This is a genomic window from Streptomyces shinuiensis, assembly GCF_043660855.1.
Lineage (GTDB): Bacteria > Actinomycetota > Actinomycetes > Streptomycetales > Streptomycetaceae > Streptomyces.
On record NZ_JBIHML010000004.1, the window covers coordinates 82,446 to 97,107 of the forward strand.

Annotated in this window: 13 protein-coding genes and 1 pseudogene; 11 read left to right on the forward strand and 3 right to left on the reverse strand. The window is 67.5% G+C overall.

Translation table 11 applies throughout. The annotated features are described in order from the left end of the window. Window positions 1–3 precede the first annotated feature (3 nt). Together ACGRHY_RS28150 and ACGRHY_RS28155 are read left to right on the forward strand one after the other, a co-directional pair. The gene (locus tag ACGRHY_RS28150) at window positions 4–1,224 is read left to right on the forward strand and encodes a restriction endonuclease subunit S domain-containing protein (protein ID WP_394638479.1); all 1,221 of its coding nucleotides are present in this window, start codon (window positions 4–6) and stop codon (window positions 1,222–1,224) included. A gap of 3 nt (window positions 1,225–1,227) precedes the next feature. Further along, complete coding sequence (locus ACGRHY_RS28155) at window positions 1,228–4,305, forward strand: type I restriction endonuclease subunit R (RefSeq protein ID WP_394638480.1); 3,078 nt, start codon at window positions 1,228–1,230, stop codon at window positions 4,303–4,305. 18 nt (window positions 4,306–4,323) lie between these two features. Here ACGRHY_RS28155 and ACGRHY_RS28160 read toward each other — a convergent pair whose 3' ends face one another. Continuing rightward, window positions 4,324–4,626, reverse strand: a complete 303-nt coding sequence (locus ACGRHY_RS28160; protein ID WP_394638481.1) for a hypothetical protein — start codon at window positions 4,624–4,626, stop codon at window positions 4,324–4,326. Window positions 4,627–5,678: 1,052 nt separating this feature from the next. Here ACGRHY_RS28160 and ACGRHY_RS28165 point away from each other — a divergent pair. From ACGRHY_RS28165 to ACGRHY_RS28175, 3 genes are all read left to right on the forward strand, one after another. Continuing rightward, on the forward strand, window positions 5,679–5,945 hold the full coding sequence (locus ACGRHY_RS28165; RefSeq protein WP_394638482.1) for a hypothetical protein: 267 nt from the start codon (window positions 5,679–5,681) through the stop codon (window positions 5,943–5,945). Between the two features lie 219 nt (window positions 5,946–6,164). Further along, entirely contained in the window at window positions 6,165–6,656 is a 492-nt protein-coding gene (locus tag ACGRHY_RS28170) for a hypothetical protein (RefSeq protein WP_394638483.1), read from the forward strand. Between the two features lie 170 nt (window positions 6,657–6,826). Continuing rightward, window positions 6,827–7,648 carry an SAM-dependent methyltransferase gene (locus ACGRHY_RS28175; protein ID WP_394638484.1) on the forward strand — a complete coding sequence of 274 codons (822 nt, stop codon included), beginning with the start codon at window positions 6,827–6,829 and terminating at the stop codon, window positions 7,646–7,648. Here ACGRHY_RS28175 and ACGRHY_RS28180 read toward each other — a convergent pair whose 3' ends face one another. Together ACGRHY_RS28180 and ACGRHY_RS28185 are read right to left on the reverse strand one after the other, a co-directional pair. Beyond that, window positions 7,649–8,599, reverse strand: a complete 951-nt coding sequence (locus ACGRHY_RS28180) for a helix-turn-helix domain-containing protein (RefSeq protein ID WP_394638485.1) — start codon at window positions 8,597–8,599, stop codon at window positions 7,649–7,651. Window positions 8,600–8,689: 90 nt separating this feature from the next. Then, a complete protein-coding gene (locus ACGRHY_RS28185) occupies window positions 8,690–8,920 on the reverse strand; it encodes a DUF397 domain-containing protein (RefSeq protein ID WP_394638486.1) in 231 nt (76 codons plus the stop codon). 400 nt (window positions 8,921–9,320) lie between these two features. On the opposite strand from ACGRHY_RS28185, the gene ACGRHY_RS28190 reads away from it, so the two are divergent. The 6 genes and pseudogenes from ACGRHY_RS28190 (at window position 9,321) to ACGRHY_RS28215 (ending at window position 14,472) form a co-directional block, all read left to right on the forward strand. Then, window positions 9,321–9,455, forward strand: coding sequence for a hypothetical protein (locus tag ACGRHY_RS28190; protein WP_394638487.1), 135 nt, complete (start codon window positions 9,321–9,323; stop codon window positions 9,453–9,455). A 115-nt stretch (window positions 9,456–9,570) separates the two neighbouring features. After that, a complete protein-coding gene (locus ACGRHY_RS28195; protein WP_394638488.1) occupies window positions 9,571–10,761 on the forward strand; it encodes an ISAs1 family transposase in 1,191 nt (396 codons plus the stop codon). Between the two features lie 201 nt (window positions 10,762–10,962). Further along, window positions 10,963–11,193 (forward strand): annotated as a pseudogene (locus ACGRHY_RS28200) (transposase); the annotation flags it as partial. A 146-nt stretch (window positions 11,194–11,339) separates the two neighbouring features. Beyond that, window positions 11,340–12,590, forward strand: a complete 1,251-nt coding sequence (locus ACGRHY_RS28205) for a hypothetical protein (RefSeq protein WP_394638489.1) — start codon at window positions 11,340–11,342, stop codon at window positions 12,588–12,590. A gap of 176 nt (window positions 12,591–12,766) precedes the next feature. Further along, the gene (locus ACGRHY_RS28210) at window positions 12,767–13,732 is read left to right on the forward strand and encodes a DNA-processing protein DprA (RefSeq protein WP_394638490.1); all 966 of its coding nucleotides are present in this window, start codon (window positions 12,767–12,769) and stop codon (window positions 13,730–13,732) included. Then, complete coding sequence (locus tag ACGRHY_RS28215) at window positions 13,729–14,472, forward strand: ComFC family protein (RefSeq protein ID WP_394638491.1); 744 nt, start codon at window positions 13,729–13,731, stop codon at window positions 14,470–14,472. The genes ACGRHY_RS28210 and ACGRHY_RS28215 overlap by 4 nt, the downstream gene beginning before the upstream one ends. The last annotated feature ends 190 nt before the right edge of the window (window positions 14,473–14,662 follow it).

The window sequence follows — 14,662 nt, forward strand, 5'->3', positions numbered from 1 at the left end:
GCGGTGCAAAGCGAGCAGGTCGTTAACACGGCGAAAGGCTGGGTTCGAGCACCCCTGTCACGATTCCTCAAGCTGAACGTGAAGACCGTAGACGTGGACCCGGAACAGACGTACCCAACCGTGGGAGTGCTGAACAGGGGGCGAGGGCTGCTCTACCGCGATCCTGTCGCCGGGAAAGCGACCTCCTACAAGAAACTCAACCGGATCGGCCCAGGTGTGCTCGTCTACAGTCGACTCAAGGCATTCGAGGGCGCGATTACCGTCACGCCTGACGACCTGCCAGAAATGTTCGCTTCACAGGAGTTCCCCACCTTCACCTTCGCACCCGAAGCGGACCCCGAATTCTTTCGCATTCTCACTACGACGCGGCACATGTGGGAAGCCCTTCAAGGAGCGTCCAAGGGTATGGGAGGCAGGCGTGAGCGGGTAAAGCCCGCTGACTTCCTCAACATCGTCATGGACATTCCGCCACTGCCGCTGCAGGAGCGGATCGTCGAGGTCGTCGGTGCGGTCGATGACCAGATCACCGCGCTCGACACCGAGGCGAATGCGATGCGAGACGTTCTTCGTCGCCTTCGTGCCGACTTGATGGCATACGGTTCCACCGATGAAATCCGAGCGGACGAGGCATTCTGCATCATGATGGGACGCCAGCGCTCACCACAACGTGCCACCGGCCCGTACATGACTCCCTACCTCCGGTCTGCCAATGTCGGCTATGGAACTCTCGACCTCTCCGACATACTTGAGATGGACTTCAACCCAATCGAGCGTGAGAGCTTCGGGCTTCGGTACGGAGATGTCCTCGTCTCTGAAGGGAGCGCGAGCGAGACAGCAGTCGGAATGCCAGCCATGTGGCGGGGTGAAATATCCGCTCCGATCTGCTTCCAAAACACTCTGCTCCGCTACCGCGCCGTCGAAGGCGTCAGCATTCCGGCGTTCGTCAAGCACTGGTGTCTGTGGGCATACGAGTCCGGGCAATTTCGTGAGGTCGCAGGCGGAACCAACATCAAGCACATCGGAGCCAAGCGGGCGGCCCGCATGCCAGTGCGACTCCCGAGTCTCGCCGACCAGGAGCGCATTGCGGCAGAACTCGATGCGGTGAGCGAGGTCGTCGCGGCGATCCGGGCCGAGGTTGCCCGTCTTCGTTCTGTGCGGGCGGGGCTGCTGTCGGGTTTGCTGGACGGGACTGTCGAGGTTGAGTCTGCCGAGCTGGGGGCGTGAGTGGTGGCGGGGGGTGTTCGGGAGCGTGAGTTCCAGAATCTGGTGATCCAGTGGTCCCTTCCGATGGGGTGGGGTTTCACGGCGGGCCGGTTACTGCCGCGTGAGACGACGCAGACGGTCATCGTCGGTCAGTTGCGGGAGGCCATTGTCCGGCTGAACCCGGAGGTGGTCGGGGGGTTCGACGTGGACGCGGTGGTCGCGGAGATCGTCGCCACGGTCAACGCTGTCGAGGGCGGGCTGGTGCGGGCCAATGAGCAGGTGCTGCGCCTGCTGCGCGGGCGGAAGGAGTTCCGCGACCGTGACGGGGTGTGGCACGCGCTGAAGGTCATCGACCTCGAGGACCCGGCCGCCAACACCCTGATCGTCTCGGACGAGGTGACCATCACCGTGCCGGGCAAGACCTCCCGCCGGTTCGACCTGGTGTACTGGGTCAACGGGCTGCCGCTGGTGGTGGTGGAGGTGAAATCGCCGACCGCGAAGTCCGGGTGGGCCGATGCCGCCCGGGAGATCAACGACGTGTACGCCGCCGAGTACCCGTGGTTCTTCACCCCCAACGTCTTCGCCGTCGCCTGTGATGGGCTGAAGCTGCGGTTCGGGGCCGCCGGCGCGCCCACCAACCTGTGGCAGCCGTTCCGCTCCACCGCGGACGACGAGAACCTGTCCGGGCAGACCGACGTGCAGCGCTCCATCGAGCTGCTGCTCAACCCGGCCACGGTCTTGGACATGCTCGCCAACTTCGTCCTGTTCGACACCTCCGGGGGCGGGGTGGACAAGAAGTACCTGCCCCGCTACCCGCAGATGGAGGCCGCGCACCTGATCCACCAGCGGGTCCTGGACGGCGGGTCGAAGGGCCTGATCTGGCACCACCAGGGGTCGGGGAAGACGCTGCTGATGGTGTTCGCCGCCTCGCTGCTGCTGGCCGACACCCGCACCGAGTCACCCACGATCATCCTGCTGTCCGACCGCACCCAGCTGGTCCGGCAGACCTCCGGGGTGTTCACCTCCGCGATGGGGGACGCCTACTTCCACCAGCCCGCCACCAGCGCCGAGCTGCGCTCCCTGCTCGCCGATGATGTGCGTGGTGTCATCTCCACCACCGTCCACAAGTTCGCCGGCGCCGGCAAAGACCTGTCGGCGCGGGGCAACATCATCGTGCTGGTCGACGAGGCCCACCGCACCCAGTCCGCCCGGTCGACGTCGCTGGCCGGGCAGATGCGCGCGGCGCTGCCGCACGCGAGGTTCTTCGGCATGACCGGCACCCCCGTCCGCAACCTCGCCACCGACACCTTCGCCCTCTTCGGCGAGGAGAGCGACCCGGGCCGGGTGATGCACCGCTACTCGGTCACCCGGTCCCTGCGGGACGAGGCGACCGTCCCGGTGATGCTGGAACCGCACCCGGTCGCCTTCGAGATGGACGACCAGGCGCTGCAGGCCGAATTCGACCAGTTCGCCGACGACTTCGACCTCGACGACCCCGACCGCGAGACCTTGTCCCGCAAGTTCGGGCGCCTCACGTCGGTGTTCGCCAACCCCGACCGCATCCACGCGGTCTGCCAGCACATCGTGGACCACTACCTGGCCGGCGCCTACCGCAACGGACTCAAGGCCCAGGTCGTCGCCTACAACCGTGAGCTGGCCGTGGCCTACACGGACAAGATCAACGAGCTGCTGGCCGGCTTCGAGGTCTCCCAGGTCCTCGCCGAGGTCGGCCAGCACGACCGGATCACCGCCGAGGTCAACATCTCCGTCTCCGACGCCAAGGACGAAGACCCCGCTCTGCGGCCCTTCCGCCTCTCGGAGGCCGAGGAGGAGGAGCAGAAGCGGCGGTTCCTCGCCCCGGATGATCCGTTGTGCTTCCTGGTGGTGACCGCGAAGCTGATGACCGGGTTCGACGCCCCCAACGAGGGCGTCCTCTACCTGGACAAGCCGCTCAAAGCCCACACCCTGTTCCAGACGATCACCCGCCCGAACCGCACCTGGATCTCCCCGACCGGGTTCGTGAAGACCACCGGCGTGGTCGTGGACTACATCGGCCTGGCCGAAGAGGTCCAGCGAGCCGTCACCGACCCCACCACGCCAGGAGCGGCGGGCAGGGGCGGCGGGTTCGTCACCGACCTGACCGAGCTGGTCGCCGAGTTCCGCACCACCTTCGCCCGCCTCGAAGACCTCCTCGCGGACGTGGACGGCCTCGACCCCACCGCCCACGGCTACCAGTCCGTGCGGGCCATCAACACCTTCCTGGACACCCACCCCGGCGCCGCCGAGGTGTTCGCCCAGGACTACCGCCTCCTGGCCCGCCTGTACCCACTGATCAACACCGACAAGCGGACCGCCAAGTACCGCGACGGCTTCGCCCTGTTCGGCTCCGTCTACACCACCCTGTTCAAAAAGTCCTCCGATCAGGAGCGCAAGGAACGCCTCAGCGAGCTCGGGCCGATGGTCCTGGACATCATCAACGCCCACGTCCACTCCTTCTCCGTGGTCGCCTCCCAGGAAGACCCCCTCGTCCTGGACGCCCAGGGCATCGCCATCCTCAAAGAACTCCTCGCCCTCGTCCGCCCCAAAACCAGCAAGAACGATGACGAAGACAACAGGCCGCCATCCGCGGCCGAGATCCTGGACCACATCAAGGCCGCCCTCGACAAGGACATCGACCCAAACTCCGCGAAGTACACCGCCCTCGCCGAGCGGATCAGACAACTGCGGGAACGCCTCATCCAGAACGCCCAGGACGCCCTGAACTTCCTCGCCGAAGCCCTCCGGGTCGCCCGCGCCATCGTCGACGCCGGAAAACACCCCGACGAACCCGTCGTCCTGGACGACGACCACATAGGCGTCCTGTCGCGGATCATCCACGACCACGCACCCCCCGGCCTCACCATCACCGAGAGGAACCTGGCCGAAGAGATCGACCAAGTGGTCACCCACACCCTTGCCCGCTCCTGGGACAACGCCGAAGCCCGCAACCGCGGCGTCCGCCGCGCCACCGCCGCGGTCTTCCGCCGCTACGCCCTGAAACCAGTGGGGGAGCCGTACGACTCCACCGTCGCCTACATCGAAGCCCACTACCTCGTCGACTGACAGTGGGCCGATGGTCGCCTACCGGGCGGACTTGACCGGAGCCGGAGCCGCAGGCGGTGCGGCGGGAGCTGGCGGCTGGCCGGACCCAAGGGTGAGCAAGAGGGCGAGGAGCATCGCGACCGCTGCGCCACCGGTCTCGGGCATCGACGGGAACACCGCTCCCGCGGCGCCGAGGGCGGTATCGAGGGTCGATCCCTGCCCGGTGTCGGTGCCGAAGTCGGCCCGGTACGCGCGGGCACCGGGCGCATGGATGATCTGGGCCGGAGGGCTGAAGCGGTTGGCGGTCAGGCAGAGGAACTCCTCGCCCTCGCGGGGAAGCATCGACTCCACCTTGCCCTGGTAAGTCGGTCGCCCAGGTCGCCGTGCCCCAGTCTTCCAGCACGTACGTCCACGCACCGCACGCGCCGTACATGGCACGGTTGAGGCCAGGGGAGGGCCGGCCCGGCTGCCCGGCCGGTACGCGCAGCCGCCCGCACGGGGTGCGCGCGGCGAGCTCGTCAAGGTCGGCGCCCAGGTTGATGAGGAACTCGTCCGTCTCCACGCCTCGAGCCAGGGTCAGCGAGATACGGCCGAGCATGCCGGGCCCGGCCGATGGAGGAGTGTGGTGGTGTGCGCCCATCCACGCGATGCCGCCACTCATGCCGGTCAGGCTATCGGCCGGTACCGGCGACGGCCTTGGCGGTAGTGGCAGTGGGCCCGGACGGTACCGCCTGGGCAAGCCGTCACAGCGGGCCGGAGGGCGCTGTGCCCGGTCCGAGGGCTGGGGGTGCTTGCCGGTGTGGGTGGAGACCGCACCGACCGCGCGCTGATCCGCAGCTCATGGGCGATCCCCGCGTTCGTCTCGCCCCAGGTGAACCGCTCGGCCGCCTGGAGCCGTAACCGTTCCCGGAGCCCCTGCCGCTCGGTGGCCGGGGCGCCTGGGTACCGCGTCTCACCGGCATGCCGCAGGGATCAAGGACCGTCAGTTCAGATGACACCGCGAATTCGACTTCAGTAGATGGACGGGGCGGCTGGCGGGTTTGCAGTGCGGGTGCTGCCGCTGCGGGCACCTTCACCCGAATGGGGGGCTTCTTCGGACAGGGGCGGATGTGGTTTTCAGGAGTGCTTCGTTGTTGCTGATCGGTGTCGACCGAAGCTGGCGGTTTGGTTTCCGCTGGTGGACCGGATCGGTTGGAAAATGCTGCGCAGCAGGGCCGGCCGCGGTGTTCCATGGGGAGTTCCCGGCTCCGCTTTCACGATTGTCGGCCCGTGCCGGAGTCGGGCAGCGCTACTAGTGTGCGAACGGGCACGGAGAAGGGCTCCGAGTTGGTTGGCGTCAGCGTCGGAGCCCTTCTCCTCCGTGCCCACTCATTCGCACACCGAGGAGTACGAGAATGATTGAGCACGTTCGCCGGAAGCTCGCAAGCATGATTCCGGCAGCGCCCGAGGCTAGCATTCCGCTGTCGGCTGTTCTGCAAACTACTGTTGCCGGCATCTTTTTGCTGACGCTCCGATTCGGTTCGGTGCTCGTCGCCGGCGTCGCCGTGGCGGCGGTCGTGCGGCCGGAGGCTGTCTCGCTCGAGGCTTTGATGACGATGACGGTCGCCGCGTGGTCCGACCGCAGCGCGGTCTCCTATCTGAGGGTTCGCCATGTCGTCTGATGCATCAGGCATGTCCTGATACGTGCCCGGGCTCCTTTTCCTTGTGGGAGGCGGGGTCCGGGTGCGGGCTGTGTGCCGGCTCGGTTGGCGAGGTATCCGGCAACCCGGCCGACTCCGGTCCCGCCTCCGAGCCGGGCCGGGGCGGATCTTCTCCGGTGTGATGCCGCCTGCGGGCGGCATCACACCGGCATTCCCTCTACATCTGCGAGGTTAGGCGACATGCTGATGCGCCACAGTCCTTCCCGGCTGCGCGCTGATGTCGAACTTGGCGAGTGGCACCCGGAGTTGGCGGTTCCCCTTGGCGGGGGAACACCAAGCCTGCCTGTCTCCTATGCCGCTTTCTGCCATGACCGCTGGCCGGTGTATCGGCGCTTTGGCGCAGTTGCCGCAGGATCCCTCCAGCGGGGCGGCGAGCTCGCCGTGGTCGCGCTGTGCGGCCTCGCCGCGCACTGGCACACAGCGCTGGGCAGTAGCTCGCCGGCTGCACTCGCCTGGAACCTTCTGTCGGTGGAAACAGCTCCCTGGCAGACGGATTCCGTCCGCAGGCTGCACCGCTTGCTCGACCGACTCGAGGCGGATGCACTTGTTCTGCGCTACAAACTGGGCCTGTCGAACGAGCAGGCCGGTCGTGCGATGGGGCTGCCGGAAGCGCAATTCGAACTACTACGCAACCGCGCCTTGAGTAATCTCACCTCTCCCGCCGCCGCGTGAATATGCCTTTGTCGAGTGCCGGAGGTGTGCGCCGGGGCGCTCGGTCCTGCGGGCGCGGTTGATTTGCTTCGGAGTGTTTCGTTCGCTGGTGGGCGGGGGTAGCCCTGAGGTGAAGCGCCCTTCTAGCATGGGATCTCTGCCTCTGGAGATCCGCAGCGCCCAAGAGGGGCGTGCGCGGCCGCGAGCATGGGGAGCGCCTCATCCTTGACCTCAGCAAGCCCAGCATTGCCAGAATGTACGATTTCCTCCTGGGCGGCACGGACAATTACCAGGTCGACCGGGACGCGTGCGACGAATTGCTTCGCCTTGCTCCCAGCACACGTGAGCTGGCACGGGTCAACCGGGCCTTTCTGGTCCGCGCCGTGCGATACCTCGCACGCGACTGCGGCGTGCGGCGGTTCCTGGACCACGGTTCCGGACTACCGACGCGGCCCAACGTGCACCAGGTCGCACAGGAGATCGACCCCACAAGCCAGGTCGTGTACATCGACAACGACCCCATCGTTCTCGCCCACGGGCGGATGATGCTGGCGGAGGATCCAAGTACCACAGCCGTCCTCAACGCCGACATGCGCGAGACCGACGAGATCTTCCGCAGTCCGGAAGCGAAGCGTTTGCTGCGGGACGGCAGGCCGGTGGCGGCTCTGTTCGTGTCGGTGCTCCACTGCATCCGCGACGAGGACGATCCGTGGGGGCTGGTACGCAAGGTCGCCGACCGGCTTCCGCCCGGCAGCTATCTGGTGATCTCGCATTTGGCCAGTGACGACCCCGAAATCCGCCGCGGTCTCACCGAGTTCATGCAGGACATCACCGGCGGCGCCTGGGGAGAGGTCCGGTCGGTGGACAGGGTCGGCGAGTTCTTCGAGGGACTCCAGTTGCTGGAGGCCGACAGGCCGGTCGATGTCTCGCGCTGGCTGCCGGACAGCGACCTCGCTCCCCGGCAGCGGACCCAGGAGTGGATCGAGTACGGCGGGGTCGCCCGTATCGGATGACTATGCCTGGGGCTCGGCGGCGAGCCGGTCGATGTACCTCTGCAGGCATTCCATGGTCTCCTGCTTCGGCAGCGCCCGATCCCACCAGTCGTCCATCGACGCCTGGTAGGTCTCCACGTCGCTCGGGTCGGCCAGGAACTCGCCGCCGCGGTTCTTGTGTTCCAGGTAGACGGTCCGGCCGGTCTCGCTGTCATGCGGTTTGAGCAGCGTCATCGCCGGGTGCATGGGAGAGTTCTGCCGCATCGCGGAGCCCGGCAGGATGCGGATGTGCACGTTGGGCTTGTTCTCCGCCAGGCTGTACAGCTGCCGCAGCTGCTCCCGCATGACCTGGGCACCGCCCAGTTCCTTGGCCAGAACCGATTCTGCGATCAGAGCCTGGAAGACGGGAGCGTCGGGCTGGTCGAGCAGGTGCTGCCGCCGGCACCGCAACTCCAGGCGGCGGCCGACCGTGGCCAAGTTCTTCTGCCGTATCTCGGGATTGTGCTGCGCGCGGAAGTAGTCCTCCATCAGGGCCCGCGCGTAGTAAGCGGTCTGCAGCATCCCGGGGACATTGAGCTCCTGGTAGGTCCGGATGACCTTGGAGGTGGACTCCAGAGCGAACAGGGTGGTGAGCACCTCCCCGGCGACATCGGAGAAGCTGGACCACCACTGCCGTCCCTGGGACTGCCGCATCAACACCTCCACCTCCCGCAGGATCTCCTCCGAGGCCGAGTAGTGACGGAGTAGCGCGAAGATACGTTCCGCCCTCTGGTCGACGGTGGCGTTCTCGTAGCGGCTCAGTGTCGGCACCGATCCGATGCCCGGGACCCTGCCGGCGACGTCACCCTGGTTCAGACCCTGCTGAACACGCAGGTGCCGCAGCAGAGCTCCGATGAGCTGTGCTGCGGCCCTCGGCGTGGACGGCGGCGTCTGCCCCTCCTGGCCCACCAGGGCCAGAATCCGACCGGACATGTGAACTCCTTGCGTGTCGGCGGCAGTTTCCCACCGCGCGCTCAGCGTGGACGGCTCACGGGTCCGAAGGCAAGTACCGACCTGTTCATTTCAGACAGTCATCTCGTTGAACTCCCCCTTGCTCGCCCCGTCGATGAACGCTGCGACCTCCGAGCGTGTGAAGACGAGCGCGGGCCCGCCGGGAAACCGAGAGTTACGCACCGCGATCTCGTTTTCGCCGACTCGTGCAAGCTCGACGCAGTCGTTCAACGCATCGCTCGCGGTCGCCTTCACCCACAGCGCTCCGGTCATCTCATCGGCCGCCATACCGTTGTGGATCATGAACGCGTCATACCTGCCTTCCGCCTCGGGCGACGGCAACACCTGGCCGCCGACCTTCCTGATCTCAATGCATGGTCCTGTTTTCACACTGCCGTGAAATTTTCACAGACTCGTGAGAATGGTTGGAATTCTAGGCGCAGCGGGGTCGGCGGCGGTGTCCCTCAAATGGGCGTTCCCAGTGGAGGGAAAAACATTAGTACGATTATCGCATGAGCCTTCAAAGGCTTCTGGCTGGCGTGTCAAAAAATGGCCGGACTTGTTCCATGGAGGATCTTCCGTCACGCATCCGGGGGGCGGTCCGGTGAGAATGGGTAAACAGCGGCAGCGTCTGGCACGCTCGCGCAATGCGCGAAGTTGACGGGCACGCCTCCTGGCCTCGCGGGCCGACGGCGAGTGCGAGATGCGCCGCCACGACACCGACGACACCTCCCGCACCGAGCAGGCTCTGCTGACCGGGTACTGGGCGCTGTCCGGCTACGGGCTGCGCGCCGCCCACGCCCTGGCTGCCGGGCACCATGGCAGAGCTTCGGCGTAGTCGCGTGACGCCCGGTTCGTGGTGATCCGTCAGGTGAGTGGCGGGGCCGGAACGTGACAGGCACGGCTTCCAAGATCATGGAGTTCTCTACGTCCCGTGATCCGAGTGGAAGACCGTGCCTGCCGACGCATCATCGCTGATCCCGCCCGCCCTTGATCAACTGCGCGAGAAGCCGCAGGTCGGACCCTCAGAGGTCCCGGGCCTGCTGGAAAGGCTGGCCGAGGTGCCGGACCCGCGTGATCCGCGCGGGGTGCGCCACCGCCTGTCCGTCGTGCTCGCGCTCACCGCGTGCGCGGTGCTGGCCGGAGCGACCTCACTGCTGGCGGTTGGCGAGTGGATCGCCGATGCCCCTGCACATGTGCTGGAACGGGTCGGTGCCGACCCCGATCCGCTTCTGCCCGGGCGGGCCCTGCCCGCCGAGACCACGGTCCGCAGGCTGCTGGCCCGCATCGACGGCGATGCGCTGGACCTGGCTGTCGGGAGCTGGCTCGCGGACCGCCGGCCGAAGACGACCGGAGCCACCAGGCTGCGCGGTCTGGCGGTCGACGGCAAGAGCCTGCGCGGCGCGGCCAGGGCGAACGACCGGAAGATCCATCTGCTCGCCGCGCTGGAGCACACCACCGGCCTCGCCCTTGCCCAGTTGGACGTCGGTGAGAAGACCAACGAGATCACGTGCTTCCAGCCGCTGCTGGACACCGTCGCCGACCTGGCCGGCACCGTGGTCACCAGCGACGCCATGCACACCCAGCGCGAACACGCCGACTACCTTCTGGGCCGTGCAGCGCACTACATCGTGATCGTCAAGGGCAATCAGAGGAAGCTCCGCAGACAGCTCAAGTCCCTTCCCTGGAAGGACATCCCGCTCCAGGGCCGCACCAAGGGTGTCGGCCACGGCCGCTCGGAGATCCGCCGGATCAAGGTCGCCACCGTGAACAACCTCCTCTTTCCCGGAGCCCGCCAGGCTGTCCAGATCAAGCGCCGCCGCACCGACCGCAAGACCGGCAAGAGCACCGTCAAGACGGTCTACGCCGTCACCAGCCTCACCGCCGGGCAGGTCACCCCGTCCCAGCTCGCCCGACTCGTCCGCGATCACTGGACCATCGAGGCCCTGCACCACGTCCGCGACACCACCTTCGCCGAAGACGCCTCCCAAGTACGGACCGGCAGCGCACCCCGCGCGATGGCCACCTGGCGCAACCTCGCCATCGGCGCCCTCCGGACAGCCGGAGTGAAGAACATCGCGGCCAGCCTCCGGCACAACGCCCGCGACCCCCGACGGCCCCTCGCAGTCCTCGGCCTCGGGTGATCACAAACCGGGCGTCACGCGACTACGCCGAAGCCCTGGGCACCATGGCCGTCACCCTCATGGCGCTGATGGCTTGGAGGCCTACCCACCGAGGCGCCGAAACCGGAGCTCACCAGCCGCCAGAGCGGCCCGCACATCTCCCTGACCACCAACACCCCGTAGCCCGCCCCCATCTGCCGACGCTTTCACAGGCCTCGGCCCCAGGCCAGCGCAGTCGATCTGCCCCATCTGCATGCCTTCACCCGAAGCCTGGGCCGAGACTGTGACACCGTGATCGCCACGCTCACACTGCCGTACAACAACGGCCCCACCGAAGGCGTCAACACCAAGACCAAGCGGATCGCGCGCCAGATGCACGGACGAGCGGGCTTCACCCTTCTTCGCCACCGAATGCGAGACAGAGCCAGCAAATTGACACACCCCCGTGCTTGACGCCTCGGCCACGTTGCGGGGCCGCAAGGCCGTCTGCCACGGGAGCTGGAGCCGGGAAATTTGGGAACCTCAGGTGCGCGGTCAGACCGGCTGAGATCATGGCAAGAGGGTCAGCTGATGACCATGGCACGGCAGTGGGGGCGGCGATGGACGAGAAGAACACGGTGCGCGCGGTCGCGATCGACTACAAGGCGATCCTGCGCTCGCCCGGGCGCGCCTACGAAGGGATCGCTGACTTCCTGCAGTGGCTCGGCGAACACGGCATCTCCTTCGTGCTGCTCACGACTGACTCCCTCGACGCCGAAGCTGCCATGAGGGCCGCGGGTCTGCCCGCGCCCGCCCTCCACCTGTGCCGTGACGACATCCCCGGCCAGCCGGCCCGCGGCGGCGCAGCCTGGCTGCTGACGGTCGCCGACCGCCTCAAGTTGCGCGCAAACCAGCTCGTCATCGTGGGGACCTCCGAGCTGGACTGGCGTACCGGCATCAACGCCGGCGTCGTCCACGTCTTCGCCCGCTGGGCCAACCATGTGCGGAACGCGAAGGGCATGATCACCCTGTCGGCGGACCAGCCGACCGATGTCGGTGAGCTCCTGGAGCACTTCCTCCTGGACGAGCCTCGCTGGGCCTTCAGCCACAACGATGACACCCGCTCCTTCAAGATTCGCTCGCTGCTGCCTCCCAACGTGCGCTTCCCTCAGGCCTCCGGCCGGACCTTCGAGCTCCAGGACGTCTTCACCCGCGGCCGCAGCATCACCGTCGGCACCCAGGACGCCCGCGACATCCTGATGCTGCGGCTGCTCTCCTCCGCCTACCTCGACGGCACCCTGCCCCACCGCAGCCTCTTCTGCGTCTACCCCAGCAGCTCCCCGGGCCAGGTCAGCCAGCAGCTCGCCGGCTTCCTCACCAAGGCGAAGGTCATGGTCGGCTCCTACTACCGCGAAGACCTCCTCGAGCGCACCGGCCAGGCCCCCGACACCAGCCTGGAGCGGTGGAGGAGGAGCCGCGGCGAGGTGAGCACGGCGGACATCTCGATCGGCGCCCAGGCCCGCACCGTCCGGATCAACCCCAAGTACAAGGGCAGGCTCAAAGGCAAGACCGTGATCGTCTTCGACGACTTCACCACCGAAGGCAAGTCCATCGAATGGGCCCGTATCCTCCTGACCAGCGCCAAGGCGGAGCAGGTCATCGCCCTGACCATCGGCAAGTACGGCGCCTCCCGCCACACCGCCTACCAGCTGCGACCCGGCACGACGATCGACCCCTTCCAGGTCAGCTACCACCTGGCCGCCACGAACTTCGTGACGACGCCCGTCACCGGAGCCGCAGGCCCGGGCCCCGACGACGCTCTGAAGGCCACGATGTCCCACTTCATCGCCGCCGCGCAGAGCACCGAATGATCTTGCCCGCTGTCCGGCCTTCGGAGCCGGCGCGGCCCGGGCGACCGGTACCGAGGATCGAGTCGACCGTGCCCTTGCCTCCCGTACGCGGACCGCGTACGCCATGATGGAAGTGGCCCGAGTACCTCGCTTCATCCTTCGAACATCCCGGGGCCACGAGTAGAAGGACAACCCTGATGGACCTCGATATCACCGCTGAGCAGCACGATCTGCTAACCCTGTGCGCGCTGCGCACCGGCGACGCCACCCTCGACTGGAGCCTGCTCGCCCGCAGCGCCCAGAGCCCTGAGGGCTTGGCCGCGCTCATGGACGGACAAGTGCGCGAGGACTCGCGTGCCGCGACGAAGAACCGGCCCCTGCTGCAGCAGGCCCTAGCCACAGGCCTGGACGACGCCCGCGCCCGCGTCGACGACGAGCTGGCCGCGGCCGGCAAGGCCGGCGCGCGCCTGGTCACGGTCCTGGACAAGGACTACCCGGCAAACCTCAGGGTGATCGGCAACCTGCCGCCGTTCCTCTTCTACCGCGGCGAGCTCGACCAGCGCGATGCCCGCTCCATTGCCATCGTCGGCACCCGCCAAGCCTCCGAGGCCGGGCTGCGCCGGGCCGCCCGGATGGCCCGCGAGCTCGTCGAGCACGACGTCGTGATCGCCAGCGGCCTCGCCAAGGGCATCGACGCAGCCGCCCACCAGGCCACCCTCACCGCGCGCGGCCGGACCTTCGCCATCATGGGCACCGGCATCGCCGCCCCGATCTACCCGGCCGAGAACCGGCCGCTTGCCAAGGCGATCCTCGCCTCCGGCGGAGCGCTGCTGAGCCAGTTCTGGCCGAAGAGCCCCCCGGCGAGGTACACCTTCCCGCGCCGCAACATCGTCACCTCCGGCACCACCCTGGGCAGTGTCGTCATCGAGGCCTCCAGCACGTCGGGCGCCAAGATGCAGGCCCGCCTGGCCGCCGAGCACGGCAAGCTGGTCTTCCTGATCCGCTCCCTCGCCGAGACCCAACCCTGGGCCAAGAAGATGCTGGACGAGGACCGGGCGATCCTGGTCACCGCCTCCAGCGACATCACCGACCGCCTCGGCCAGGCCGCGGACATCCAGGCCGCCGGACAGCAGCGCCAGCAGCTCGCCCTGACCGACCTGTGACGGCAGGCCTCCCCGACCCGGCAGGCTTCCCCGACTGCCCAGTGTGCGCCTACGCCGTCACCGGCACCGCCCGCCTGTGCTCCGGCTGTGCCGGCCGCACCCTCCAGCCCGTCGCCGAGCCCCATTGCTCGGTCTGCTCCCAGGCCCTCACGCCCGGCAGGCAGTGCGGCAACCGGGTGTGCGCGCTGCCGGAAACCGAGCGAGGGTTCTCCCGCGTCGACGCGGTGGCCATGTACTCCGGAGCCCTGCGCGACAAGATCCACAGACTGAAGTACGAAGGAAAGGCCAGCTGGGCGATGATCTTCGGTCGGCTCCTCGTCGGCTGGATGGAAAGCCACCCCGAGGCCATGCGAGGTGTCGACCACGTCGTCGGCAACCCCACCCACACGGGCCGCCAGCCTCTCCAGCACATTGAGGCGATCATGGACGCCGCCTACACAGAGGACATGACCCGAGCTTTCCCGCTCAGCCCGCCAGGCGACCACCGGCTGGTAAAGCATGCCGAGACGCCCCGGTCCGCGAACCGGACTTTGGACGAGAAGCGTGCGGCCGCAGTCGCGCATGCCGCCGCGCTGACCTGGACCGGAGACACCGGCGACATCAAGGGGGCCACCATCCTCCTCGTGGACGATGTCTTCACCAGCGGATCGCAACTCCAGTACGTCGCGCGCCGGCTCCGGGCGACCGGTGCTGCCGACGTCCGGGGACTCGTTCTCGCAAGAGTCCCCTGGAGTGGATGACCTCACCCGTCGTGAGCGGGTCTGTCGACTCACTCCCAGCCGTCACGTCGGACTGATGAGTGCACCCGTTGACGGCAGTATCCGGCCTCTCTTGTGGAGCGCCTGGCACCGGCGGTCGCCCGGCCCGCAAGGTCTGCCACGAGAAGACGGCCACGCCGGGTGACTGCCTGACCGCCACCTTGCCGTGGTG